23 protein-coding genes are annotated in these 23,199 nt (G+C 62.2%); 10 read left to right on the forward strand and 13 right to left on the reverse strand.

The window, feature by feature from the left end:
* The first annotated feature begins 17 nt into the window (after positions 1–17).
* Positions 18–1,139, forward strand: coding sequence for a DUF373 family protein (locus RR_RS06795; protein ID WP_007189850.1), 1,122 nt, complete (start codon positions 18–20; stop codon positions 1,137–1,139).
* A 35-nt stretch (positions 1,140–1,174) separates the two neighbouring features.
* The gene (locus tag RR_RS06800; protein WP_004961993.1) at positions 1,175–1,894 is read left to right on the forward strand and encodes a diphthine--ammonia ligase; all 720 of its coding nucleotides are present in this window, start codon (positions 1,175–1,177) and stop codon (positions 1,892–1,894) included.
* Positions 1,895–1,922: 28 nt separating this feature from the next.
* Here the strand turns inward: RR_RS06800 and RR_RS06805 are convergent, their stop codons facing one another.
* Positions 1,923–2,891: a sugar phosphate nucleotidyltransferase gene (locus RR_RS06805; protein ID WP_007189848.1), complete on the reverse strand. Its 969-nt coding sequence runs from the start codon at positions 2,889–2,891 to the stop codon at positions 1,923–1,925.
* A gap of 84 nt (positions 2,892–2,975) precedes the next feature.
* Between RR_RS06805 and RR_RS06810 the strand changes: the two genes are divergently transcribed.
* Positions 2,976–3,623, forward strand: coding sequence for an NUDIX hydrolase (locus RR_RS06810; RefSeq protein ID WP_011223146.1), 648 nt, complete (start codon positions 2,976–2,978; stop codon positions 3,621–3,623).
* A gap of 19 nt (positions 3,624–3,642) precedes the next feature.
* Here the strand turns inward: RR_RS06810 and mce are convergent, their stop codons facing one another.
* Together mce and RR_RS06820 are read right to left on the reverse strand one after the other, a co-directional pair.
* Positions 3,643–4,032 (reverse strand): methylmalonyl-CoA epimerase, encoded by a 390-nt coding sequence (gene mce, locus RR_RS06815; protein ID WP_011223147.1) that lies wholly within the window; start codon positions 4,030–4,032, stop codon positions 3,643–3,645.
* Between the two features lie 82 nt (positions 4,033–4,114).
* Complete coding sequence (locus tag RR_RS06820) at positions 4,115–5,797, reverse strand: acyl-CoA mutase large subunit family protein (protein ID WP_011223148.1); 1,683 nt, start codon at positions 5,795–5,797, stop codon at positions 4,115–4,117.
* Positions 5,798–5,927: 130 nt separating this feature from the next.
* Here RR_RS06820 and RR_RS06825 point away from each other — a divergent pair, with 130 nt between their 5' ends.
* On the forward strand, positions 5,928–6,401 hold the full coding sequence (locus RR_RS06825; RefSeq protein WP_049938805.1) for an FKBP-type peptidyl-prolyl cis-trans isomerase: 474 nt from the start codon (positions 5,928–5,930) through the stop codon (positions 6,399–6,401).
* Between the two features lie 22 nt (positions 6,402–6,423).
* On the opposite strand, the gene RR_RS06830 is transcribed toward RR_RS06825, so the two are convergent.
* Positions 6,424–7,008 (reverse strand): GNAT family N-acetyltransferase, encoded by a 585-nt coding sequence (locus RR_RS06830; protein ID WP_004961978.1) that lies wholly within the window; start codon positions 7,006–7,008, stop codon positions 6,424–6,426.
* 107 nt (positions 7,009–7,115) lie between these two features.
* On the opposite strand from RR_RS06830, the gene RR_RS06835 reads away from it, so the two are divergent.
* Positions 7,116–7,820, forward strand: a complete 705-nt coding sequence (locus tag RR_RS06835; protein WP_007190498.1) for a helix-turn-helix domain-containing protein — start codon at positions 7,116–7,118, stop codon at positions 7,818–7,820.
* Between the two features lie 25 nt (positions 7,821–7,845).
* Here the strand turns inward: RR_RS06835 and RR_RS06840 are convergent, their stop codons facing one another.
* Genes RR_RS06840 through RR_RS06860 form a run of 5 tightly spaced genes read right to left on the reverse strand, consistent with a single transcriptional unit; the run spans position 7,846 to position 12,784 of the window.
* Positions 7,846–8,583: a branched-chain amino acid ABC transporter ATP-binding protein gene (locus tag RR_RS06840; RefSeq protein WP_011223150.1), complete on the reverse strand. Its 738-nt coding sequence runs from the start codon at positions 8,581–8,583 to the stop codon at positions 7,846–7,848.
* The gene (locus RR_RS06845; protein ID WP_007190496.1) at positions 8,576–9,331 is read right to left on the reverse strand and encodes an ABC transporter ATP-binding protein; all 756 of its coding nucleotides are present in this window, start codon (positions 9,329–9,331) and stop codon (positions 8,576–8,578) included. Before RR_RS06845 ends, RR_RS06840 begins: the two co-directional genes overlap by 8 nt.
* A 1-nt stretch (position 9,332) precedes the next feature.
* Positions 9,333–10,481, reverse strand: a complete 1,149-nt coding sequence (locus tag RR_RS06850) for a branched-chain amino acid ABC transporter permease (RefSeq protein ID WP_011223151.1) — start codon at positions 10,479–10,481, stop codon at positions 9,333–9,335.
* Positions 10,481–11,425, reverse strand: a complete 945-nt coding sequence (locus RR_RS06855; protein WP_004961965.1) for a branched-chain amino acid ABC transporter permease — start codon at positions 11,423–11,425, stop codon at positions 10,481–10,483. Before RR_RS06855 ends, RR_RS06850 begins: the two co-directional genes overlap by 1 nt.
* A 9-nt stretch (positions 11,426–11,434) precedes the next feature.
* Positions 11,435–12,784, reverse strand: coding sequence for an ABC transporter substrate-binding protein (locus tag RR_RS06860; RefSeq protein WP_011223152.1), 1,350 nt, complete (start codon positions 12,782–12,784; stop codon positions 11,435–11,437).
* A 246-nt stretch (positions 12,785–13,030) separates the two neighbouring features.
* Between RR_RS06860 and RR_RS06865 the strand changes: the two genes are divergently transcribed.
* Together RR_RS06865 and RR_RS06870 are read left to right on the forward strand one after the other, a co-directional pair.
* Positions 13,031–13,900, forward strand: a complete 870-nt coding sequence (locus tag RR_RS06865; protein WP_011223153.1) for an SDR family oxidoreductase — start codon at positions 13,031–13,033, stop codon at positions 13,898–13,900.
* A gap of 144 nt (positions 13,901–14,044) precedes the next feature.
* Entirely contained in the window at positions 14,045–16,066 is a 2,022-nt protein-coding gene (locus RR_RS06870; protein WP_011223154.1) for an AMP-binding protein, read from the forward strand.
* Here the strand turns inward: RR_RS06870 and RR_RS06875 are convergent, their stop codons facing one another.
* Both RR_RS06875 and RR_RS06880 read right to left on the reverse strand, forming a co-directional pair.
* The gene (locus RR_RS06875; protein WP_049938807.1) at positions 16,067–17,257 is read right to left on the reverse strand and encodes an MFS transporter; all 1,191 of its coding nucleotides are present in this window, start codon (positions 17,255–17,257) and stop codon (positions 16,067–16,069) included.
* A 702-nt stretch (positions 17,258–17,959) separates the two neighbouring features.
* Positions 17,960–18,937, reverse strand: a complete 978-nt coding sequence (locus RR_RS06880; RefSeq protein WP_004961944.1) for a phosphoadenosine phosphosulfate reductase family protein — start codon at positions 18,935–18,937, stop codon at positions 17,960–17,962.
* Positions 18,938–19,070: 133 nt separating this feature from the next.
* Here RR_RS06880 and RR_RS06885 point away from each other — a divergent pair, with 133 nt between their 5' ends.
* Entirely contained in the window at positions 19,071–19,688 is a 618-nt protein-coding gene (locus RR_RS06885) for a stage II sporulation protein M (protein WP_011223156.1), read from the forward strand.
* An 81-nt stretch (positions 19,689–19,769) separates the two neighbouring features.
* Here RR_RS06885 and RR_RS06890 read toward each other — a convergent pair whose 3' ends face one another.
* Positions 19,770–20,372 carry a DUF7110 family protein gene (locus RR_RS06890; RefSeq protein WP_004961939.1) on the reverse strand — a complete coding sequence of 201 codons (603 nt, stop codon included), beginning with the start codon at positions 20,370–20,372 and terminating at the stop codon, positions 19,770–19,772.
* Positions 20,373–20,567: 195 nt separating this feature from the next.
* Entirely contained in the window at positions 20,568–20,900 is a 333-nt protein-coding gene (locus RR_RS06895; RefSeq protein WP_004516873.1) for a 2Fe-2S iron-sulfur cluster-binding protein, read from the reverse strand.
* Positions 20,901–21,085: 185 nt separating this feature from the next.
* Here RR_RS06895 and RR_RS06900 point away from each other — a divergent pair, with 185 nt between their 5' ends.
* Positions 21,086–22,504, forward strand: a complete 1,419-nt coding sequence (locus RR_RS06900; RefSeq protein ID WP_011223158.1) for a geranylgeranyl reductase family protein — start codon at positions 21,086–21,088, stop codon at positions 22,502–22,504.
* A 240-nt stretch (positions 22,505–22,744) separates the two neighbouring features.
* On the forward strand, positions 22,745–23,197 hold the full coding sequence (locus RR_RS06905; protein WP_011223159.1) for a type IV pilin: 453 nt from the start codon (positions 22,745–22,747) through the stop codon (positions 23,195–23,197).
* Positions 23,198–23,199: the final 2 nt, after the last annotated feature.

Here is a 23,199-nt window from a genome sequence, read left to right on the forward strand (position 1 = left end):
ACCGCCTTCGCGGTAGTGTGACCACGCTGGTGGTGTGTATCGACAGGGACAGCCCGGCCACAGCCGCGTGTCCCGTCGTCGGCCGCGACGCCGTCGAGTCACTCATCACGCAGACAGGAGTCGTTGACCCGGAAGACAGCCGAGTCAACTGCCTCCTCGAAGGGCTCGCAGTCGCGGATGAACTCGAAGCCGAGGAGTCTGCGCCGGTCCTCGCCGTCGTCGGTGGCGGGAGTGACAGCGTCGGCTCGGACCGGGAGATCGCCAGCCAGATCGACAGTCTGGTCGCCGAGCACAACCCGGACTCCGCGGTCGTCGTCGTCGACAGCGCCGACGACGAGCGGCTGGTTCCCATCATCGAGAGCCGCGTTCAGGTCGATGCCGTCGACCGCGTTGTCGTTCGCCAGGCCCGCGACATCGAGTCGACGTACTATCTGCTCAAGCAGTTTCTGGCTGACGAGGAACTGCGCAAGACGGTGCTGGTCCCCGTCGGCATCATCATGCTCGCGTTCCCGCTGTTGCTCGTCGTCACCAGCCCGACCATCGCCGTCGGCGCTATCGCGGCCGCCATCGGCGTCTTCCTCATCTACAAGGGACTGGGTATCGACGCGTACCTGTCGCGACTCCCCAGTCAGACCCGGGAAGCGCTGTACTCGGGGCAGGTGTCGCTTGTGACCTACGTCGTCGCGGCCGGCCTCTCGCTCGTCGGCGTCTTCGCCGGCGTGCTGGGCGTTTCTGCGGTCGGCGATATCAGTCCCTTCCTGCTTGCGAACCGCTTTGCCTTCGCGTCCGTCCCGTGGCTGACCGGCGCGGCACTGGCCGCCTCGCTGGGCCGCCTGCTGGACGAACTCATCCAGCAAGAGGGGGTCCGGAGCGCGTACGTGAACCTTCCGTTCGGTGCGGTCGCGGTCGGGCTCGTCGTTCGCGGCTTTTCTGCGTACTTCCTCGAACGCGGTGGCGTGTTCGAGCCGTTTCAGGTGCCGGAGACGAACCTCGGCATCGTACAGATTCAGGGGTTCTCGCTGGAGGCTGGCACCCGTCTCGCGCTGTTCATCCTCGCAGGCATTCTCATCAGCCTCGTTGGCGTCCGGGTGGCGACCTACGTCAGCCACACCGATATCGAGGACGAACTGGTGGAATAGACAGCGATTTACGCCGCCGACGGCTACCGGCGGCTATGACAGACGGCGCGTGGGTTTCGCTGTTCTCCGGCGGCAAAGACTCTTCGTGGGCGTTGTACCGGGCACTGGAGCGGGGCCACCCCGTCGAGCGTCTGGTGACGGTCCACCCAGAGGGCGACTCCTACATGTACCACGTTCCGGCGACCCGGTTAGCCCGCCTGGCCGCCGAGAGTATCGGCATCCAACTGGTCGAAATCGAGCCCGATGACTTCGAGGCCGACGACGTGCCTGACTCGGGCGAGCAGGGCGATGCCGAACTCGAACCGCTGGAAGCAGCACTGCACGAACTCGACACCGAACTTGACGGCGGTATCAGCGGTGTCACCGCCGGGGCTGTCGAAAGCGAGTACCAGACGACTCGCATCGAGTCGATGGCCGACCGCCTCGAAGCCAACGTGTTTGCGCCGCTGTGGCAGGAGAACCCCCGTGACCTCGCCGACGCAATGCTGGATGCTGGCTTCGAGATACAGATCATCCGCGTGGCCGCTTACGGCCTCGACGAGTCCTGGCTGGGTCGCACGCTCGACGCCGACGCGCTCGACGAACTGGAGGCGCTCAACGACGAGTACGGCGTCCACATCCTTGGGGAAGGCGGCGAGTTCGAGACGCTCGTCACCGATGGTCCGCACATGGACCGCCGGATCGAAATTGAGTACGAGACGGAGTGGGACGGCAGTCGCGGGACGGTACAGATCGAAGACGCGTGGCTGGCGTGACTTGCGGAGCGTGCGGAATCGGCGGCCGTTAGCTCTCGTCCGTCAACTGCGTGTGCGCACCGATGAGCGCGCCGGCGAGGTCTAAACTCTCGACCTGTGTATCCCGGTCGATAATGGACTGACGGATATCCGAATCGAGGATAGTCGTGTCCGGGAACACGATGGTGCCGTCGAGACTGGAGTTGACGACCTCAGCCCCGGAAAGGATGTGGACGTTCTCGCCGAGCGTAGTGTTCTCGATGGTAGCGTCCTCCGCGACGACGTTGTCCCCGTCAAGTTCCCACGCGACGGCCTCCAGATAGCTTTCGGGCGTCCCGATGTCGTACCAGGCGTCGTCGAAGGTGAACGCACGAACGGGACCGTCGTCGACGAGCCACTGGATGAACCAGCCCGGTTCGTCCGGATTGTTCCCGTCTTCGAGGTACTCGTCGAAGCGGATCGCATCGGCTGGGAACGCGTAGCAGGCAATCGAGACGAGGGTGCTGTTAGGGTCGTCAGGTTTCTCTTGGAAGTCTGTGACTTCCTCGCCGTCGAGTTCGACGAGGCCGTAGGAGCTGGCCTTTTCTAGGGACCCGACATCGTAGGCGGCAAGCGTGGGGTCGTCGTACTGCTCGAAGTAATCGATGAACTCGGCGATGTCGAAGCTGATGAGATTGTCGCCGGCGATGACGAGCAGGTCCTCGTCACCGAGTCCTTCCCGGTTGACTAGCTGGGCAAGCGCACCGACGACGCCGAACTTCTCGTCTTCCTCGGCAGTTTCCTCGACGGTCAGGGATGCTTTCTCGAAGCGACTCGCAGCGATGTGGTCTCGGAAATCGCCGGCAAATCGCTGGTTCGTACTGACGAACACGTCAGTGATGCGATCGTCCTCCTCTAACTCCCCGAGAATCCGGTCGATGACGGTTGTTTCACCGACAGGGAGCAGCATCTTGGGCCGGTTCTTAGTGACAGGCCAGAGCCGGGTGGCGTACCCGCCTGCAAGGACAATCGCTTTCATGTCCGGAAGGAGACAACCAGAATACAAGTTCTTTTTCATCGACTGGACCACGGCACTTATCGGTGGCCCGGAGTACAACCTCGTATGACTGACGACGCTGACGGCCCTGAGGCTGGAGCGGGAGATGTGAACCTCACGGAGAAAATCAATCAGACGAACGTTGATGAACGTATTTCGAGTCTGGAAGCGGCCTACGACAAGGTGCCGGTCACCGAGGAGACCTTCGAGCTATCGCCCGATGAATACGCTGATGTGTTCGCTGCGACCCGCGGGACTGGCTACTCCGGGAACAGCGTCGTGTTCGTCACGCGTGATGGCACCGATTTCCCGGAACTGAGCGACCAGATACCCGACCAGGCGGCCGGCGACACCCGCGACCGGGTCTTGCTGGTGCTGGGCCGCGGCGCTGATATGTGGGCGCTGCCGGGCGGCGGCAAGGGAGACGAGTACGAGTCTGTTCAGGGGACTGCTGTGCGCCGTGTCAACGAACAGACTGGCATCCGCTGCACAGTTACCGGCGTCGCGGAAGTCGTCCATTCGAAGTACTATCCCGACACTGACGCGCAGGGGTCGGTGCACACGCTAGACATCTACCTCGAAGCGGAGTACAAGAAGGGAAGTCTCGATGTGGACGAATCGGAACTCGTCGGCGCGGCGTGGTTCGCGGAGCCGCCAGAGCAGCTAACTCCCGGGGCCGAAGAACGGTTTGCGGCCTTCCGAAACGACGAGTGAAGCCGGGACCGGATGTCGTTCAGTGTTCAACTAACTCCACGAGCACCCCGCCGGTCGTCTTCGGATGGAGAAACGCCACGTCGTGGCCCCACGCACCCGGCCGTGGCTCCTCGTCTATGAGGTCGATCCCACAGTCGCTGACCGTCTCTAGCGCGGCGGCGATGTCGTCTGTCTCCAGAGCCACGTGATGGATGCCCGGCCCGTTGCTGTCGAGGTATCTGGGAATCGCGCCGTCGGCGTCCGGCAACGGTTCTAGCAGTTCGAAGTAGCCGTTGTCCATCTCCAGAAACGTCACCTGCAGGCCGTCGAACGTCTCGTCGTGGACGACCGGTGTTTCGAAAGCCTCGGCGAACAGTTCCGCGAGCGGGGCGGCGTCGTCAGTTGCGATACCGGCGTGGTCGAATTGCATGGACGGCCGTACACCGGGGTAGCTTATAATTCTGGGAGCACAGATGGCTCGAAAACAGGACGGCCACGCGGTTCGACTGACCTTACATCGACGAACCGGGCTGATACTCGCCGAACACGTCCCGGAGCACGTCACACACCTCACCGGTCGTGGCGTACACCTTCACGGCGTCGATGATGTAGGGCATGACGTTCTCGTCGCCCTCGGCGGCCCCCCGGAGCGCGTCAAGTTTCGCCTCGACTGCCTCGTCGTCACGCTCCTCCCGGACGGTGGCCACGTTGTCCTGCTGGGCCTGCTCGACGGCCTCGTCGACCTCTTCGATGTCCTGCTCGCCCTCTTCCTCGACCTGATACTCGTTGACGCCGACGATGATGCGGTCGCCAGCTTCCTGTTCGCGCTGGCGCTCGAAGGCCACGTCCTGAATCTGGCGCTGGACCCACTGCTCCTCGATGGAGCGGCGCATCCCGCCGCGTTCGTCGACTTCCTCGATGAGTTCGCGGGCCTCGGCTTCGAGTTCGTCGGTCAGCGACTCGACGTAGTAGCTCCCGGCCAGTGGGTCGATTGTGTCGGCCGCGCCGGACTCGTGAGCGAGAATTTGCTGGGTCCGCAGCGCGGTTCTGACAGACTGCTCGGTCGGCAGGCCGATGGCCTCGTCCTTGCCGTTGGTGTGGAGGCTCTGAGTCCCGCCCAGAACGGCCGCCAGCGCCTGGTAAGACACGCGAACGACGTTGTTCTCGATTTGCTGGGCGGTCAACGTCGATCCGGCAGTCTGGGTGTGGAACTTCAACTGTTTGGACTTGGGGTTCTGGGCGTCGAAGCGCTCGTCCATGATTTTCGCCCAGAGACGCCGCGCCGCCCGGAACTTCGCCACCTCCTCGAAGATATTGTTGTAGGAGGCAAAGAAAAAGGAGAGTTGCGGGGCGAATTCGTCCACGTCGAGCCCGGCCTCGATAGCGGCCTCGACGTACTCGATGCCGTCACCGAGGGTGAACGCGATTTCCTGGGCGGCCGTCGAGCCGGCCTCCCGGATGTGATACCCAGAGATGGAGATGGTGTTGAACTTCGGCGTTTCGGCGGCACAGAACTCGAAGATGTCGGTGATGAGCCGCATCGACGGCTCCGGCGGGTAGATGAACGTGTTCCGAGCGATGTACTCCTTGAGCACGTCGTTCTGGATAGTCCCGCGGAGTTCCTCGCGGTCGACGCCTTGCTTGTCGCCGACGGCGATGTACATCGCCAGCAGCACCGACGCGGGGGCGTTGATTGTCATGCTCGTCGACACCTCGTCCAGCGGGATGCCGTCGAACACGGTCTCCATGTCGTCAAGCGAGTCGATGGCGACGCCGGTTTTGCCGACCTCGCCGGCGGCCATCGCGTGGTCGGAGTCGTAGCCCATCTGCGTGGGGAGGTCAAACGCCATCGACAGCCCGGTCTGGCCCTGGTCAAGCAGATAGTTGAACCGCTCGTTGGTCTCCGTCGCAGTCCCCATCCCGGCGTACTGGCGCATCGTCCAGAGCCGGCCCCGATAGCCGGTCGGATACACGCCGCGGGTGTACGGTTCCTGACCGGGAAACCCTAGGTCCTCCTCGTAGTCGAGATCGGAGATGTCGGCCGGGGTGTACAGGCGGTCTACCTCGTGACCTTCGGTGTCCGTGGTGAACGTCTCCTTGCGTTCGCCAAAGCGGTCGACGGTGGGCTGGACGTCGTCTTCCTCCCACTGAGCCTTCGACTCCCGTATCTCCTCCAGCTCGTCGGGGTCAAACATGGACGGATTGTCGGACGGCGGAGGCTTAAGGGTTCTTAAATCCTTCACGATTTGTAATACGCGTCTCGCCGTGGTATGGCGGCGCGCTGTTCCGAGGTGGGTTTATATCTTCGCCATCTACCGAGGGCGTATGCCAATCGAACCGGGTGACGGCGTTACCATCGAGTACGTCGGCCGCTTCGAGGACGGGACCATCTTCGATACGTCACGTCCCGAAGTCGCCAGGGAGCACGGACTCATCGAGGCACAGGGCGTCGATGTGAGCGAGTATGCACCGCTTTCTTTCACTGTCGGTGCAGGAGAAATCATTGAGGGAATTGACGAGGCGCTCGTCGGCATGGTCGCGGGCGAGGAGGCCACTATCACGGTACCCCCGGCGAAAGCCTACGGTGAGTTTCAGACCGACCGCGTCCGCGAGTACGACCCCGAAACGTTCGAAGGTATGGTGGGAAAAGAGCCGGAAGTCGGAACCCATGTTGAGGCCGAAAACGGGCTTCATGGGGACGTAACTGCTGTCCGAGACGACGCCGTCGAGGTGGATTTCAACCACGAGTTGGCCGGCAAGACGCTCGTGTTCGATATCGAAGTCGTCGACGTCAGATAATCGGTCCGCCGTCAGCAGATTATCAGTCGCCCGTGTCGTACTTGTAGGTCGCTTCGTCGGGGTCGATGCCGAAGTCCTCGGGACCCTCCTCTGGCTCAGGTTCCTCGGACTCGCCGGCACTGGCCTGCTTGAACTGCTTGCGGAGGTGGCCGGGCACCTCGAAGCGGTCAACGGCCACCCGGAGTGGCACCGCGTCCGGCTGGATGTTCTCCTGTTTGGTCGCGAGCCGGTCCCGGAGCGCGTCGGGGAGTTGTGCCGGCTCGATGCGCTCGAAGCCGAACTGCGCGAGAAATTCTGAGGCGTTCGTCAGTGAGTAGACGGTGTCAAACCCCTCGTCGCCCGCGTACTCGACCAGCCGTTCGATGACGTGTGCGCCGACGCCCTGATTGCGCCATTCGGGCAGGACGCCGATGCTGGTCAGTTCACAGACTGGCTCGTCGCCGCCCTTGTGAATACGGATGCGGCCGAAGCCGGCCTTCTCGTGGCTCTCCTCGTCGATAGCGACGACGTAGTCCCGGGATCTAAAAGCCGTCTCGTCCAGCCCCATCTCTTCGATACGGTCGAGCAACCAGACTTCCTCGCGGTTTTTCGCATCCCGGACGTACATGCTCTAAACTTGACTGCCGCAGTCAAAAGGGTTTGCGGCGTGATTGAGACTGGAGACGATCTAGCGGAGAGGCAATCACTAAGACAGTTCAACATGATTGATTGTTCATGATATCGCTCGAGATGGACATGGTCCAGTACGACTGTCCGTACATCGACACGACACGGGACTACGAGGTGTCGTTTCTGGCCAAGCAGTGGGATTTCCACCCTGTCGAGCGGGAGCTGGAGACGCGGATCATGGTCAACGGCGCGGACCGGGAAGAGCTGGACCGCGGGCTGAACGCACTGGAGACGCACGACCACATGGAGTCCTATCAGCTTCTCCGCCGGAAGGGCGACCTGGCGCTCATCCGCTCGCGCATCGATGAGACGAACGCGATGAGCGTCATCCGCGACCACAGTGGCTACATCACCGGCCCGTTCCGCATCCGTGACGGGTCGGAAATCTGGCACGTTGGCTTCGACACCGAACGCGTCGCGGAAGGGACCCTGTCTGAACTAGAGCGCGACAATGACTACACTATCAGGTCCCGCGAATCGGTCGATCTGGAGGACTACTACGACCTGCTACAGAACATCGACTCGGCGAAGCGGCTGGTCGATGGCTGTCGGGAACTCTCGGAAGTAGAGCGAAACACGCTGGAGAAGGCCGTCGAAGGCGGCTACTTCGACACGCCGCGGGACGCGACCCTGTCATCACTTGCCGAAGAGTTCGACGTGTCCAAGATGGCTATCTCGAAGAACCTCCGGCGCAGTCAGCGGAAGATACTCGACCGCGTCACGACGGCGATGAACGACGTGACCGAGTGAGAGCAGCGGTTGGGGCTGTGTGCTGCTACTCCGCTCCGCTACCCTGCATCAGTTTCTGGATGTCCTCGTCGGCCGCCAGCTCTTCCGGGTCACCGCTGGCGACGATATCCCCACGCTCAATGACGTAGAGACGGTCAACGACCTCAGGCACGTGTGTGACGTTGGACTCAGCGATGAGCACCGCAATGCCGCGTTCGTTGATGGCCCGGATGTGGCGCTTGAGGTTCTCAACGACGACCGGAGCTAATCCCTCCAGCGGTTCATCGAGGATGAGCAGGTCGGGCTGAAGCGCGAGCGCCCGACCGATAGCGACCATCTTCGCCTGGCCGCCGCTGAGGTTCTGGACTTTCGCATCCCGGCGCTCATCGAGTTCGGTGAGCACGTCGTAGACGCTCTCGATGACCGCGTCCTCGTCGTCGATACCGCGGGCTTTCCCGCTGGTCCAGATCGGGAGGCGGAAGTTCTCGTCGACGGTCATCCCGGTGAACAGCTTCCGGTCTTCGGGCTGGTAACCGATGCCCCGCTTGGGAATCAGCTCCGAGCGAATGCTGGTCAGCTCCTCGCCGCGGAACCTGACTGAGCCGCTCCAGACCGGTGTCAAACCCATGATTCCCCGGAAGGTACTCGTCTTGCCGGCCCCGTTGCGGCCAACGAGGCCGACCGCCTCCCCGGCGTTCACGTCAAGGTCGATGTCCTCGGTAACCTGAAACCCCTCGACAGCGGCGTTGAGCCCGCGAACGGACAGCAGTGGTTCGCTACTCATCCTCGCCCACCCCCAGGAGGAGTCGCCGGAGTTCGTCGTCGGTTTCGAGCATCGTCGGCGGGCCGACCCCGTGGACAGCCCCCTGATGAAGGGCGACGACGCGGTCGGCGTACTCCGTGACGATGTCCATATCGTGCTCGATGGTCACTGTCGTCACGCCCTCCGCCCGGCCGACCTCGACAATCGTTTCGATGACGTACTCCTTTTCGCGGGTCGACACGCCCGAGGTCGGCTCGTCGAGCAGGAGATAGTCCGGGTCGAGACCGAACGACATCGCCACGTCGAGCAGTTTCCGGTCACCGTGGGGCAGTTCCTCGGCGACGGTGTCAGCCGCGTCTCCGAGCCGGAACTTCTCCAACAGCTCGTTGACCTGCGCCTCCACCTCTTCGTGGCCGTCGGCCATCGAAAACAGGCTCCAGGTCTTGCCCTGTTCGGTCAGCACCACCGTCCGGAGATTCTCACGGACCGTCATCTCCTCGAATACCTTGACGACCTGAAAGCTCCGGGCGATGCCGGCGTCGACACGACCGTTTGCCGACATGCCGGTAATCTCGTCGCCGTCGAGGACGATGGACCCCTCGTCCGGCGAGAGAAAACCGGTGAGGAGGTTGATGAACGTCGTCTTCCCGGCCCCGTTCGGACCGACGATGAAGACGAGTTCACCCTCCTCTTTGCCGAACTCGAGCGTAATGTCGTCAGTTGCGACCAGTTCACCGAAGGACTTCTGCAGATTGCGTGCTTCGAGCATCTCAGTCGACTCCAAAGAGGATTATCCGCAGGCTAGTCAGCGCCTCTGTCACCTTCCGTTCAATCGACTGCGCGGCGCTCCGGCCCCACGCCGACAGGACGGACGGCTCACGACGCAGTTCACTGAGCCGTGCATTGACGATGCCGCCGGACCGGAGCGACCCGACGATGCCCCGCGGGAAGCCATACACGAGTATCAGGAGCACCACACCGGTCAGGAACTCGTAGTACTGGGTCACGTCTTGCCCCACGTCCTGCAGGAAGACGAGGACGACACCGCCGATGAGCGGGCCGACCAGCGTCCGGAACCCGCCCAGTATCGCCATGAACAGGATGTCGCCCGACCGGAGGAAAAACAGCGTCCCCTCCGGACGGACGTACTGGCGGACGACGGCGAACAGCCCGCCCGCGACGCCGCCGTAGATGCCCGAGATGACGAACGCGGCCCAGACGTAGCGGCGGACCGGCAGGCCGATGAACCGCGCCCGGGTCCGTTCCTGCCCGATGGCGTCGAGGGCGTTTCGGAACGGCGACTGCGTGATGCGGTACATCACGAACAGGCCGATGAGGATGACGACCACTGTCAGGTAGTACGTCAGAATCTGGTACACGTCGGGGCTGAACGCGGTCCCGAACAGGAGCGGCTGGTTCGCCGGCCCCGGCCGGACCGGGAGCCCGTCGCTCCCGCCGAGTGCGCTCTGGCCCAGCGCGATGGCGTACAGGAGTTGGCCGAAGGCCAGCGTCAGGAGCGCGAAGTACAGCCCCGTATGTCGCAGCGACAGCACTCCGATGATGGCCGCCATCACCGTCGCGGCGGCGATGGCTCCGAGCAACAGCAAGCCGACGCTCTGGACGCCGGCATAGCGTGCGAGGACCGCGGTCGCGTACGCGCCGGTGCCGAAGAAGGCCGCGTGGCCGAACGAGGTTAGCTTCGTGTGCCGAAGCAAGAGATTCAGCCCGACCGCCGCGAAGCCGAACAGCAGGCCCTGGTGGATGACGCTGAGCTGGAGGCTGTCGGAGAGGCTTGCGATATCTGGAATGACGAACAGGAACACGACTCCAAGGACGAGGAAGACCGCTTCTCGGCGGGTCACCTCGACCCCGAGGACGCGATACGCCGGCGTCCCGTCGCGGTCGACGCGCTCCGGCATCACGCCGTCTCACCCCACGTCCCGAACAGCCCTTCGGGTTTGACCAGCAGGATGAGTGCCATGATGGCGAACGGGGCCGCAATCTCGCCCGGCGGGTACAGCGTAATCATCCAGCTTCGGATGACGCCGACCAGAAGTGCGCCGACGAACGCCCCGCGAAGGCTGCCGAGGCCGCCGATGACGATGACGACAAAGGACAACACCAGCGGATTGGTGCCCATCTCCAGCGTCGCCGATGTCGGCGGGACGGCCATCGCGCCGGCAAAGCCGGCGAGGAACGCCCCCAACGCGAACACGAGCGTGAACACGCGGTCGGTGCTGACGCCAATCGCGGTCGCCATCTCACGGTCGATAGCCGTCGCTCTGATGATGCGCCCGGTCTTCGTGCGCTCGAAGAACCAGAACAGGCCCGCGACGACGGCCGAGCCGACGAGGATGACGAACACGTTGTAAGTCGGGTAGTTCAGTCCGACGAGTTCGCTCGTCGGAATCGCGTTGATGGCGCTGTAGACGGCGTCAGTCCGGATCGAACTGTCCCCCCAGATGAACTTCTTCACGTCGAGGAGGATGAGCAAGAGGGCGAAGGTCAGCACCAGCTGGTACACCTGGTCGCGGTCGTAAATCTGGCGCAGGAACACCGCTTCGAAGAGGGTTCCCACGGGAAGGAGGATGGCTGCCGTCACCAGCACGGCCGCGAGAACCGCGAGTATGAACACGGCGGTGCCGACGACGCCGCCCCCCGGCGGGCCGATGATGCCGATAATAAACCCGAACACGCCGATGGCGGTGTACGCGCCCAGCGAGAACAGTTCCCCGTGGGCGAGGTTCAGGACATCCAGAATCCCCAGGATGACGGTGAGTCCTGAGGCGATCATGAACAGGATAAACCCGAACTGAATGCCGTTGAGCGTCTGGACGAGCGCGGCTGTGGGTGTTACGGCCATGGCTCGGTATCAGGCGCTCCAGCTATCCAGCCAGTCGCTCCCGGTGACACCGGGTGGCGGCGCTGTCTCGGTGGCTGCGTATGTGTTCACGTCTTCAAGCCTGGCCGCCCCGAGGTCGTCATCATACACCATCTGGCCGGCGAAGGAGTTCGACGCGCCCTGATGGTCCTCGGCGATGTTGTGGTAGCCGGCCGGCGTGAAGAAGCCGTGGCCCTCCAGCACCTGCGCGATCTGCTCCTGAGTCGGATAGGTGCCCAGCAGGTCGATGGCCTTCTCGACGGCCGTTGCCCAGGCGGTGACCGCCCCGTACCCGCTCATGTAGTGCGCCGTCGGGACCGTCACGCCCTCTTGCTGTGTCGCGGCGTCGAACAGCTCCCGGCCGGGTTGCCAGTTGCCCAACGCCGGCTTCCCCCAGTAGTAGTTCCGTGACCCGGAGTAGATATCCGTCCCAGCCAGCGCGTCGCCCGGCACATCGCCGGCCGCGCTGTACAGCGTCGTGCCGAACACCGTCGTGTTCTCGAACATGTTGTTGGCGTTCGCCTGTCGGACGAACGTCGTCACGTCGCCGCCCCACAGACTGGAGAAGGTCACGTCCGGCTCCTCGTTGTTGATCGAGGTGATGTGATTCGCCATGTCGCTGGCCCCGAGTTCCGGGAACCCCTCGTAGACGATTTCGGCGTCAGTGAGTCTCTGGATGGCCTGCGTGAACACTCGCATCTCGTCCTCGCCGAAGGAGTAGCCGGGGTTGACCCCGGCGACAGTCGAGATGTTGTCAGCGCCGATGCGTTCAACAGCTTCCCGGGCCATCGTCACCACCTCCATGATGTCGTAGTTCTGGAAGCGGAAGGAGTAGGTCGGGTCGGGGACGGTCTCCTCGTAGAGCGTCGTTACCGTCCCGTCAGTGCTGACGTTGATGATTCCGTTCTTCTCGATCTCAGGGGCGATCTGGCTGTGTGTGCCACTGGAAATCGGGCCGAAGGTGACCTCTTTCCCCTCCTCGATGAACTGGTTGTAGCTGTCGAGCGGGTTCGACCCCTCGTTGACGACGTCCAGTTCGATTTCGCGTTGTCCACCGATGCCGCCGGCTTCGTTGATGCGCTGGACGGCGAGTTCGGCCCCGCGCTGGGCCTGAATCCCGAGTACGCCCGGTGCGCCACGTGTGAACGTCAACAACCCGGCCTGTATCGGTTCGTCGGAAATCTCACCGCCGGACTGCTCGCCCTGATCCGCTGTTTCACCGTCGCTCAGCAGCGTCGAGCAGCCAGCGAGCGCTGCGGCGACGGCCGAGCCGCCGACGGCGGAGAGCAGTTGTCGCCTGCCGATGCCACCAGTGTCATGGTCCGTTGTCGTTTGTTGCATAGGTGTGTCCCAATACGCCCCGGACAAGCCCGGGCTGTCTGGTCACGCGGTATGTGCCACGCTCACAGGGATGACTGATTCTTCCGACGTAACCCCCGAATAACGGGAGGTTTACACGTAAACCACGTCGCCGGTGAGGCAGCGGAACAGCGTTCTCGCGCCGTGCTGCGACAGCACCACAGCAGTCAGTCGGGTATACATGTCAACCCGCCCCTATTCGGAGATGTCTGGAGAACGTGTGACTGAATGGCATCCAGCACTTCTCACGAACGGCTCGAAGTCGAGCCCATCGACGAGTCTTCGATCCTGTTCGCCGACGACGACCACTACACGAGCGACACCGTCTGTCTGGTGACCGGTGGTGGGTCGGGCATCGGCCGGGCGACGGCGCTTGCGATGGCCGCTAACGGGGTGACCGCCGTTGCCACAGACATCGACGCGGACGGCCTCGCAGAGGTCGCGGACACGGCGGCGGACCTCGACCTTGATGGGGCCGTCGAGACCGTGGCCGGCGATCTTGCGAACGACGCGGACATCGAAGCTATCGTCGAGACCGCGGCTTCTCACGGCACCGTGCGCTACCTCGCCAACATCGCCGGTCTCCAGCACATCGACGCCATCGAAGACTTCCCGATGGAGAAGTACGACCAGATGCACGACGTAATGCTTCGCGCCCCACTCGCGCTGTCGAAGCGCGTCATCCCGCACATCCGCGGCACCGACGACGGCGTGGGTGCCATCGGGAACATGGCGTCGGTCCACGGCCACTACGTCACCTCCGATAAGGTGGCCTACAACGTCTCGAAGTTCGGTCTTCGGGGGCTGACACAGTCTATCGCCGCCGAGGGCGGTGACGGCCTCCGTGGGTTCTCCATTAGCACGGGCTACGTCAAGACGCCGCTGGTCGTCGACCAGATTCCCGACACCGCCGAGCAACGGGGCATCAGCGTCGACGAGGTCATTGATGACGTGATGCTGGGCCAGGCCCGGATCAAGGAGATGATGGACCCTATCGACGTGGCGAACCTCTTCGTGTTCGGCTTCTCGAGGCACGCCAACCATCTCAACGGCGGGGACCTGCTGTTCGACGGCGGCATGACAAAAACGTACGAGTGAGACGGTGGTGTGCGGATATGCACTGTCTCTCCGACACCCACGAGGTGCCCGGAACCAAGTTCCCCGGCCGGTCCACGCGTCTGGCGTCCCGGGCGGCGGTACGGGTTTATACCAGACAGACAAACACTACGGAATACTGACGCAATGAGCGAACAAGACCACGTAGACTCTATCGTCCACGAACCGAGCCATTCGTTCGTCGAATCGACGAACGTCTGGGAGTTCATGCAGGAATACGACATCGACAACTACGACGAACTCATCGAGCGAACGACCACAGACCTGCCCGAGGAACCCGACTCGGGCGTCGAGTGGTTCTGGGACCTGCTCCCGGAGTACCTCGACATCGAATTCTTCGACGCATACGATCAGGTCCGGGACAACAGTGAGGGGCCGCAGTTCACCGACTGGTACGCCGGTGGGACAATCAACGCTGCCCACAACGTCCTGGACCGCCACGCAGCACGGGACAGTCCGACCCGAAACACAGTCGCGCTCATCTGGGAGGGCGAGCCCGGCGACGTGCGGGAGATTACGTACCACGAACTGAATCGACAGGCCAGCAAGGTAGCGAACTATCTGGAATCCGTCGGCGTCGGCACCGGCGACACCGTCGGCCTGTACATGCCGATGGTCCCCGAAGTCGCGTCGATACTGTACGGCTGTCTCAAGGTCGGCGCGATCGCCGTGCCGATCTTCTCCGGGTTCGGCGTTGACGCGACGGCGACCCGCATCGCCGATGCCGAGTGCTCCGTCCTGTTCACTGGTGACGGCTTCTATCGACGGGGCTCCGGTGTCCACCTCAAGGAAAGCGCCGACGAGGCCATCAAGCAGGCCGGCGAGGAACTCGGGACGACACCGGTCGAACACACTGTCGTCTATGACCGCCTCGGTATCGCGGACGACCCCGACGAGACCATCCGCTGGACCCGCCGCGACGAGTGGTGGGACGAAGCGATAGCGACAGCTGACGATGAGTACGCGGCCAAGGAACTCCCGAGCAATCAAGAGTCGATGCTGCTGTACTCCTCAGGGACGACCGGGAAACCGAAGGGCATCGTCCACACGCACGCCGGCGCGCTCATGCAGGCAGCCAAAGAGATCTACTTCGGCTTCGACCACAAGCCGTCGGATCGGTTCTTCTGGGTGAGCGACATCGGCTGGATGATGGGCCCGTGGACGCTGCTCGGTAACCACGCCTTCGGCGGGACCGTCTTCATGTACGAGGGCGCGCCGGACCACCCGGAGCCGGACCGCTTCTGGGAGATGATCGACCGGCACGACATCACCACGTTCGGCGTCTCGCCGACCGCAATTCGGGCGCTCCGGAAGAAAGGTGACGAGTGGCTGGAGGGGCATGACCTCTCCAGTCTACGGCTGCTGGGCTCGACCGGCGAACCCTGGGACCCCGAGAGCTGGCAGTGGTTCTACGAGCACGTCGGGGACGAGGACTGTCCTATCATTAACATCTCCGGCGGAACCGAGATCATGGGTTGTTTCCTGATGCCGATGCCGACTCAGTCGCTCAAACCCTGCACACTTGGCGGTCCAGGGCTTGGAATGGACATCGATATCGTCGATTCCGACGGCGAATCAATCGCCGACACACACGAGCGCGGCTATCTGGTCGCCAGGGACTCCTGTCCCTCGATGACCCGGTCGCTCTGGTCGGGTGACGACCGCTACCTGCACGAGTACTGGTCGACTTGGGACGATGTCTGGGACCACGGCGACTGGGCCCAGAAAGACGAGGACGGGCTCTGGTTCCTCCATGGCCGGGCCGATGACGTGCTCAACGTCGCCGGGCGGAAGGTCGGGCCGGCGGAGGTCGAGGGCGCAGCAATGGAGCACGACGCCGTCAATCAGGCCGCCGCTGTCGGTGTGCCGGACGACACCACCGGCACTGCCGTCGTCCTCTACGCCGTGCTGGAACCCGGCTACGAATCCAATGACGACCTCCGGGACGATATCCGCGCCGCTGTCGGCGAGGAACTTGGCAAGCCGTTCCGGCCCCGCGAAGTGCTGTTCGTCGATGAGTTCCCCAAGACCCAGAGCGGCAAGATCATCCGCCGAGCAATTGCTGGCGTCTACCGCGGCGAGGACCTTGGCGATATGTCCAGCATCGAGAACCCCACGGCGCTGGACGAGGTTCGCGAGGCGTCGTAGTCAGCCGCCGACGGCGTCCTCGGTCGGCTTCTCCAGTCGTAGCAGTCCGGGCAGCGCCAGCACTGCGAGGACGACCTCCGTCCCGCCGGCGACGAGGAACGCAACGGGGTAGCCGAAGGCTCCGGCGACAGTGCCGCCGACGAGGATGCCGGCGAGGAAGCCGACGCTACCGAAAATGTTGAAGCCGGCCATAGCGGTCCCACGCTCCGTCTCGACGGCGAGGTCCGAAACGAGCGCCATCGTCGCAGGGGCCATCAGTGCCCCGATAACGCCGGTTAGTACCATCCCTGCACCGGCGATGGCCACCGTCGGCGCTTGCCCGACGCCGACAACAGTGAGTCCGTACAGCACCGACCCGACAACGATAGGAGCGGTTCGACCGATGCGGTCAGAGAGCACGCCGAAGGGATACTGCAGCAGGGCAAACGGAGCAAAAAACAGCGCCAGCATGACTCCGGTTTCGCCGGGGCCCAGTTCGAACGTCTCCCTGAAATACAGCGTGCCGACAAGCGCGAAAAAGCCCGCAGTGAGCCGGTCGATAAACCCGAAAGCGTACGGCACGCCGAGCGTCGGTCGCTGTTTGAGCCCGGACACGGTCGCGGCCAGGCCTGACCGCCCGTCCGACGGTGCGCGGTCGGTCACGAGCAGCGCGGCCACTGCGACGACAAGCGACAATGTACTCGCCACATACAGCGGGAGCGTCGTCTGGATTTCGTAGAGTTGGCCGCCGAGTGGCGCTCCAAGCGCCGTCCCACTGCCGATAGCGATGCCTGCCGCACCCATGTTCTTGCCGTGGCCGCCGCCGAGGTCCATCAGCATCGTCATTGCCAGCGAGAACGCGGCGATAGTGGCCCCACCCTGAAGAACTCGCAAGGCCAGCACGCCAACAAAGGAGAGCGAAACCGCTCCAGGGAGCCACGCGATGAGGGCGTACAGCACTGCACCTGCGCCTGCCCCGCCGGCAATGTACGGTGTACGCCGCCCGGTGGCGTCGCTGAGTACGCCCCACACACCAGCAAAGACGACGAACGCCCCGAACTCAGCGGCGAGAAACCACATACTCGCGTTCAGGTCTGTCGTCGCACCAAGCGACTGGACAAGCCTGTCGACTCCCGGATACAGCAAGACCTGCGCCAGTAACACGGCGAAGATAACACCCGCGAGAACGCCCCGGTCTGTGCGGTCCGTCACAGGCAATGCTACAGCGAGCCGAGAAAAATAGATGTCGGACCAAAATACGGCACGCTACTCGTAGAACACGCCAACTACCGACGACAGAACAGCGCGTCCGCTAACTCAGCCCAATCCGCGTTACTCAGCACTGTGTGGTGGAACGAAACCGCAGTTCGAACAGCCGTTGTGCTTCGTCGTCTGGTAGCTCAATTCTGCCCCGCAGTTCGGACAGTTGTACTGGTCTGAACTCATTCACCTACTGGTAGTGTTCGACATTACCTAAACATTTTCTCGACAATTGTCTATAGCACTTTTTGGACCGATTTATACGGAGTACCGAGGCTTAGACTGCGTTCTACCAGTTTGTGGGACGGATAATTACATCGTTCAGTACGGATGAACAAGGGTCCCTAACTGGTGGCGGTCGACGCCTGTAGCCGTTGCTGCGTCCGTACCGACAGGCGTGGCCACTTTGTGCGTTCAAGCGCACTGGCCCTGAGATTGCTGGCGGCGCAGGCTCCATCGACTCCTGTCGAAGTGTTAGATCGATAATACGGAACATCGTTAGACGGTTCTGAGTTCCGGGGGACAGCTACTGAAGACCGCTCGTCCCGGTCGACAGGCAGATTCGGCAGCGTGCTTACTGTCTGTCGTGGCGAACGTTGCTACTGGGTCAATAAGAAAAACACCGACACGGAACCGGCGTCGTTCCGCGTCCGCTTACATGTAGCCGAGGTCGCGCAGGCGCTCCATCAGGTCTTCCTTGTCCTGGGCGCGGCCGGCGCGCTCGGTCGTGTTCTCCATGTCTTGCAGCCAGGCGGGCTCCTCGGCGGACTTGTCAGTGCTGACCTCGCTCCCGAGCGAGCGGAACCCGGCGAAGTACTTCGGCGAGACCGGCACATCTTCCTTCTCGATACCCTCAGGCAGGTCGTCCTGCCCCTGCGGGACGTAGCCCTCGTCCGGGTAGCCCTCGACTGTGTCCGGGACGACGAAGTTCCAGAAGGCTTCCCACACGTCGGCTTCCGCGAACTGGAGAATCGACTGGATGCGGTCGTGCGGCGGGTAGATGTCCGGGTCGTGACGCGGCGAGAAGAACGTCTCGTCGGCACGGGACTCCTGCTCGTCCCAGCGGATGCCGGAGAGGATGCCGTCGACGTCGTGCTCCTCGATAGTGTCGTTGAGCGCCACCGTCTTCAGGAGGTGGTTGCCGACGTAGGTGTCGAGCAGGAACGGAAACGTGTCCTCCTCGTATTCGAGGATGTTCCGAATGTGGTGCTGGTTGTGCTCGGAGAGTTCGTCGACGGGGATGTCGTCGCCCGGTTCGAGACCGTTCTCGTCGACATAGTTCCCCACGTCTTCGTTGCGAGCCCAGATGACATCGAGGTCCCACTCGTCGGCCCAGTGTTCGACAAAGTCGATGAGTTCGTCGAAGTGCTGGTAGTGGTCGATGAAGACAACCGGCGGTACTTCGAGGTCAAAGCGCTCGGCGACTTCCTTGACGAAGTACAGCGTCAGCGTCGAGTCCTTGCCGCCGGTCCACATCACGACAGGGTTCTCGTATTCTTCGAGGCCAGTCTTCGTGACCTCGATAGCCTTCTCGATCTTGTGGTTGACAGTTGGGTACTCAGCGGGGTCTTCGCCTTCCCCGTCAGTGTAATCAACGTCCAGATAGTCCGGGAACTCTGCTGATTCGGACATAGTGTAATGAGATATAATTACGAATGCCAAGTACTTTTTGGATGATAGACAGGTGTGTGAGACGGTGGCAAATAAAATTGCGGACACCCGGTAGGTCACTCGGGTTTTTTGGTGCCGGTCCGAAAGGTATGGTATGGACGACCGCCCAAGCCTCCCAGCCCGTCTCTTTCACCGCTGGCTGTTGCACTATGTCCCCGTGGCCGCGTTGATACTGGTAGTCAGTGTCCTGCTCGGCTACGGACTCGGCAGCCAGATCCCCGCTGAATGGCTCCAGAACCCCGGAACGACCGGCGATACTCCCTTTATGCCGGCAGAGCTGACGACGCTTTCGCTAACAATTAACAACCTCGGCGCACTGCTCGTGATGGCACTCGGTGCTATCTCGCTCGGTTCGATGACGGTGCTCTCGCTCGTCTTGAACGGCCTGCTCATCGGCGTCGTCGTCGGCATCGCACTCAAGCAGGTCTCACCCGTCGTCGTTGCCGCGCTTATTGTCCCGCACGGCTTCATCGAGATCCCTGCACTGCTTATTGTCGCCGCCGTCGGGCTCCGGTTCGGGTGGCACACAATCCAGTACATCCGCGGCCGCACGAACGAGCTAGTCACTGGACAGGATATCCGGGAAGCCGGATGGCTGCTTGCGACGGCTGCCGTGCTCATCGTGATTGCGGCCTACATCGAAGCAAACCTCACCATCGAAGTTGCGTCACGGTTTACAGATACCGACCTCTCAGGCATTACACCAGCATAGCGGCTTGGATTGTCGGCTACACAGTGTTGAGCTGCGGCTCGAGAAAATTGAATCCGTGACTGGACGCTGTGACAGACCGCGTTACGAGATGAACTCGTTGTCGCGCCAGTTGACGCCCTCTTCTTCCTCGCCGTCGCGAGGTTCCTCTGCAACGTTGATCGCGGCAGGTCGTTCCTCCCCATCGACAATCCGAACAGCCGTTAGTTCCTCGTCAACCGCGGCAATCGCCGTCAGCGTGCCCTTTTCAGCGACTTTCGCGACCTCACACAGGACCTCGAACATCGCGTACTGGAGTGCAGTATTCTGGAGCACGGTCTCGCGGTCGCCCTTGAAGCAGGCGTACTCGACGAGCTCGGACTCGATCTCTTCTTCTTCCTCCTCGAGTGCGCCCCACTGGGGGCCACCGCCGGCGCTTCCGGTGCTCGCGGCCCCGGGCGGCCCCATCTCGTCGGGGTCCTCCTCGTACACCCGGTTCTCCGTGACGCTCGCCTTGAGCTGGGCCGTCGGGGTGTACTTGCTCATGGAGTCGTCTTTGGCGACGGCGCTGACGATTAGCGTATTATTTCGACGGGTGATGTCGATGTCAGCGATTTCAGGTGGAAGGTCCGGATCCTCGAAGAAATCGTATGCGTCTTCCAGTGGCAGTTCAAGTGTCGAGTGAAGTCTGTATACGCGGCTGGTCATGGTTGGGGAAGCGTGTATCAGTCGTCGAAGGCCGTCCGCTGACGCTGTAGTCATCACTCTATAGGAGCCACTTGCTTATATGACCTGTCCTTCATTCGCGGTTTGACCGCTCTATATCAGGCCAGATCTGAGGCGTATGTTAAAGGTATTTACAGACCATCTAGCAAGCCATATGTTAGTGGTATCCAGTTCCTACTAGTCGTCCGCAGGTGTGGGGTCGCCGTCCTCTGGACTGACATCCCCTTCAATACTGGGCGGGTACTTTCCACGGTCAAGTTTCAGGTCCGACTGTGGGCGCGCCATGCAGGTCAGTGCGTAGTTCTCCCGTTCCCGGTCGGTCAGTCCACGGGCAGCAGGCTGGGTGACCGACCCCTCAACGATTTCCGCCGAACAGGCCAAGCACATCCCCACACGGCAGGAGTACTCCTGTGCGATACCCTCCTCGATACACCGCGAGAGAATCGTCTCCTTCTCAGAGACGGTGATCTCCTCGCCCGTCCCCACAAATGTCACCGTATGCTCGGTCATATTCGGCCTTTTGATACCCCCCAGCAAAACTCTTTATCACCGCCGCCCCGGAGCGAAACGGACTGCTATCGGTCAATGCTGTACCGAGCACCCGCAGTCGGCCGTTCATCTCGAAAGATTGTTCTAGCAGTCCGTCTGAAACCCGTAGCGGAATAATTTTCTCTCTCCGGGCAGGACGAGAGTGCATGACCACACACCAGGACGGCAACGCCGACGGTGCGTCGGCGACGGCACGGACCGTGTCCTTGGACGTTGTCGTCGTCGGGGCCGGGACATCCGGCTGTTACGCCGCTGCGACCGTCGCAGATGCGGGCTACGACGTCGTCATCGTAGAGCGCAAAGACGAAACCGAGGCCGGCCACATCGCCTGCGGGGACGCACTAAAAGGAGCCAGCGACTTCCCCGATGCGATCCCGAAGTCCCAGCTCGAACCGGCGTTTACCAACACGGATGTCGACCACGGCCGGTTCGAGATCCCACAGGAGGACACCGTTCTCGAAATCCCTGTCCCGGGCGAACTCGCCGTCATCGACCGCTGGGAGTACGGTCGCTGTCTCATCGAAGGCGCAAACGACAGCGGTGTGGAGTTCCACTACGATACGGTGGTTCAGGACGTGTTACAGGACGATAGTGGCCGTGTGACCGGCGTGAAAGCCATGCGGAAAGGCGACCCTGTCACATACGAGGGTGACATGGTCATCGATGGGGCCGGCGCGCTGTCGATTCTGCAGGACAAGACCGACCTCGAAGCCGCGACCTTCGATACAAACGTCCAGTACTCGCAGTTTTGCTCGGCATACCGCGAGATAATCGAAGTCGACGAACCGGTAGAATGGGACGACGCGCTCGTGTTCAAGCCGACCGAGCGCTCCGCCGGCTACCTCTGGTACTTCCCGCGCACGGACACGGAAATCAACGCCGGCCTCGGCTTCCAGATGAACGAGGAGCCGATGGAACTGGTCGACGACCTCAAACGCGACCTTCAGGGCCGAAGCGAGTTCGAGGGCGCAGAGGTACAGGATAAACTCGGCGCTGCACTGCCGACGCGCCGGCCGTACGATTCCGCTGTTGCGCCCGGATTCATGGCCGTTGGCGATGCTGCCGGACACGTCAACCCGACGACCGGCGGCGGTATTGCTGGGGCGGCCTACGCTGGGACCTACGCCGCTGAGCAGGCTATCGAGGCTATCGAAGCCGGACGGACAGACGACGAAGCCGCCCTCTGGGAGTACAACGAGCGCGTGATGGACCACTTCGGCGCCCGGTATGCGGCGCTTGACGTATACAACATCTTCACCACCGCTTACGACGTCGACGACCTGATGGCGCTGCTGGCCGCGCTGCCCGGCGAAAAGCTCGCCGAAGCGCTGTACGGCGGTTCGACCAGTATCGGGCTCGGACTCAAACTCAAGATGGCCGTCAAGAGCATCGGCCACCTCGGGACTATCCGGGACCTCTACCAGACGAAAAAGGCCGCCGACCGGCTGCTGGAGCATTACGAATCCTACCCCAGCGACCGTAGCGGCTTCGAGGCCTGGCAACGTGAACGTGATTCGATTATGGACGATATCTACGAGGTCACCGGCGCAGAGCCGAAGTACTGAGTCGGTGGCTCGTTGCGTTTTCGGCTGATTCTGATATACTGGTCCTGTTGTCAGCGGCGGAACTATCGTTTTTGACGGCAATCTGGATAGTGGTTGATTAATTCGTAAACTATAGTTTTGAACAACAAGTTTTATTATCTAACAACATGATATCAAAATGAAGTCACACTGGGGTCGGTCGACCGGGGGGTCACCGAGACGGCGACAGCGTGTCGACCGTCGCCCAAGTGGGGGTCAATCATGCTAGCACGCAGATTCAAATCCGACGATAGTGCAGTCTCACCAGTTGTGGGAGTTATACTAATGGTTGCAATAACGGTGCTGCTGGCGGCCACAGCAGCGACGTTCTTCTTAGATTTTGGCTCTGGGAGTCTCGGCCAAAACGCGCCACAGGCGGCGTTTACCTTCGATTATGAGTCTGGGAGTCCTGATAGCCTGACAATCGAACACCGGAGTGGTGACTCGATTCAGGCTGGAAATCTGTATATCACCGTTAGCGGTGCTTCAACCGCCAACGGACAGCACGATTTCACAAGTCTCAGTGGCGCGCCGGCGGCGGGTTCAAAAATCACGGCCGGGTCACGTGTGACGTTTTCGAAGGCGTCTGACCTCTCGGATGCGGCAGTTACGCTGAACTGGAAGTCGCCGGACAGCGGCAAATCTATTCAGCTTGCCAGCTGGGAGGCACCGTAGCG

The sequence above is a fragment of the Haloarcula marismortui ATCC 43049 genome (assembly GCF_000011085.1).
Taxonomy (GTDB): domain Archaea; phylum Halobacteriota; class Halobacteria; order Halobacteriales; family Haloarculaceae; genus Haloarcula; species Haloarcula marismortui.

Coding starts and splice junctions, on each gene's coding strand:
- RR_RS06895 (WP_004516873.1), bottom strand. CDS start 20,900: ATGACCGAGCATACGGTGACATTTGTGGGGACGGGCGAGGAGATCACC.
- RR_RS06820 (WP_011223148.1), bottom strand. CDS start 5,797: ATGTTTGACCCCGACGAGCTGGAGGAGATACGGGAGTCGAAGGCTCAG.
- RR_RS06880 (WP_004961944.1), bottom strand. CDS start 18,937: ATGTCCGAATCAGCAGAGTTCCCGGACTATCTGGACGTTGATTACACT.
- RR_RS06905 (WP_011223159.1), top strand. CDS start 22,745: ATGCTAGCACGCAGATTCAAATCCGACGATAGTGCAGTCTCACCAGTT.
- RR_RS06835 (WP_007190498.1), top strand. CDS start 7,116: ATGATATCGCTCGAGATGGACATGGTCCAGTACGACTGTCCGTACATC.
- RR_RS06850 (WP_011223151.1), bottom strand. CDS start 10,481: ATGCCGGAGCGCGTCGACCGCGACGGGACGCCGGCGTATCGCGTCCTC.
- RR_RS06860 (WP_011223152.1), bottom strand. CDS start 12,784: ATGCAACAAACGACAACGGACCATGACACTGGTGGCATCGGCAGGCGA.
- RR_RS06825 (WP_049938805.1), top strand. CDS start 5,928: ATGCCAATCGAACCGGGTGACGGCGTTACCATCGAGTACGTCGGCCGC.
- RR_RS06830 (WP_004961978.1), bottom strand. CDS start 7,008: ATGTACGTCCGGGATGCGAAAAACCGCGAGGAAGTCTGGTTGCTCGAC.
- RR_RS06865 (WP_011223153.1), top strand. CDS start 13,031: ATGGCATCCAGCACTTCTCACGAACGGCTCGAAGTCGAGCCCATCGAC.
- RR_RS06885 (WP_011223156.1), top strand. CDS start 19,071: ATGGACGACCGCCCAAGCCTCCCAGCCCGTCTCTTTCACCGCTGGCTG.
- RR_RS06890 (WP_004961939.1), bottom strand. CDS start 20,372: ATGACCAGCCGCGTATACAGACTTCACTCGACACTTGAACTGCCACTG.
- RR_RS06840 (WP_011223150.1), bottom strand. CDS start 8,583: ATGAGTAGCGAACCACTGCTGTCCGTTCGCGGGCTCAACGCCGCTGTC.
- RR_RS06805 (WP_007189848.1), bottom strand. CDS start 2,891: ATGAAAGCGATTGTCCTTGCAGGCGGGTACGCCACCCGGCTCTGGCCT.
- RR_RS06855 (WP_004961965.1), bottom strand. CDS start 11,425: ATGGCCGTAACACCCACAGCCGCGCTCGTCCAGACGCTCAACGGCATT.
- RR_RS06870 (WP_011223154.1), top strand. CDS start 14,045: ATGAGCGAACAAGACCACGTAGACTCTATCGTCCACGAACCGAGCCAT.
- RR_RS06810 (WP_011223146.1), top strand. CDS start 2,976: ATGACTGACGACGCTGACGGCCCTGAGGCTGGAGCGGGAGATGTGAAC.
- RR_RS06800 (WP_004961993.1), top strand. CDS start 1,175: ATGACAGACGGCGCGTGGGTTTCGCTGTTCTCCGGCGGCAAAGACTCT.
- RR_RS06845 (WP_007190496.1), bottom strand. CDS start 9,331: ATGCTCGAAGCACGCAATCTGCAGAAGTCCTTCGGTGAACTGGTCGCA.
- mce (WP_011223147.1), bottom strand. CDS start 4,032: ATGCAATTCGACCACGCCGGTATCGCAACTGACGACGCCGCCCCGCTC.
- RR_RS06900 (WP_011223158.1), top strand. CDS start 21,086: ATGACCACACACCAGGACGGCAACGCCGACGGTGCGTCGGCGACGGCA.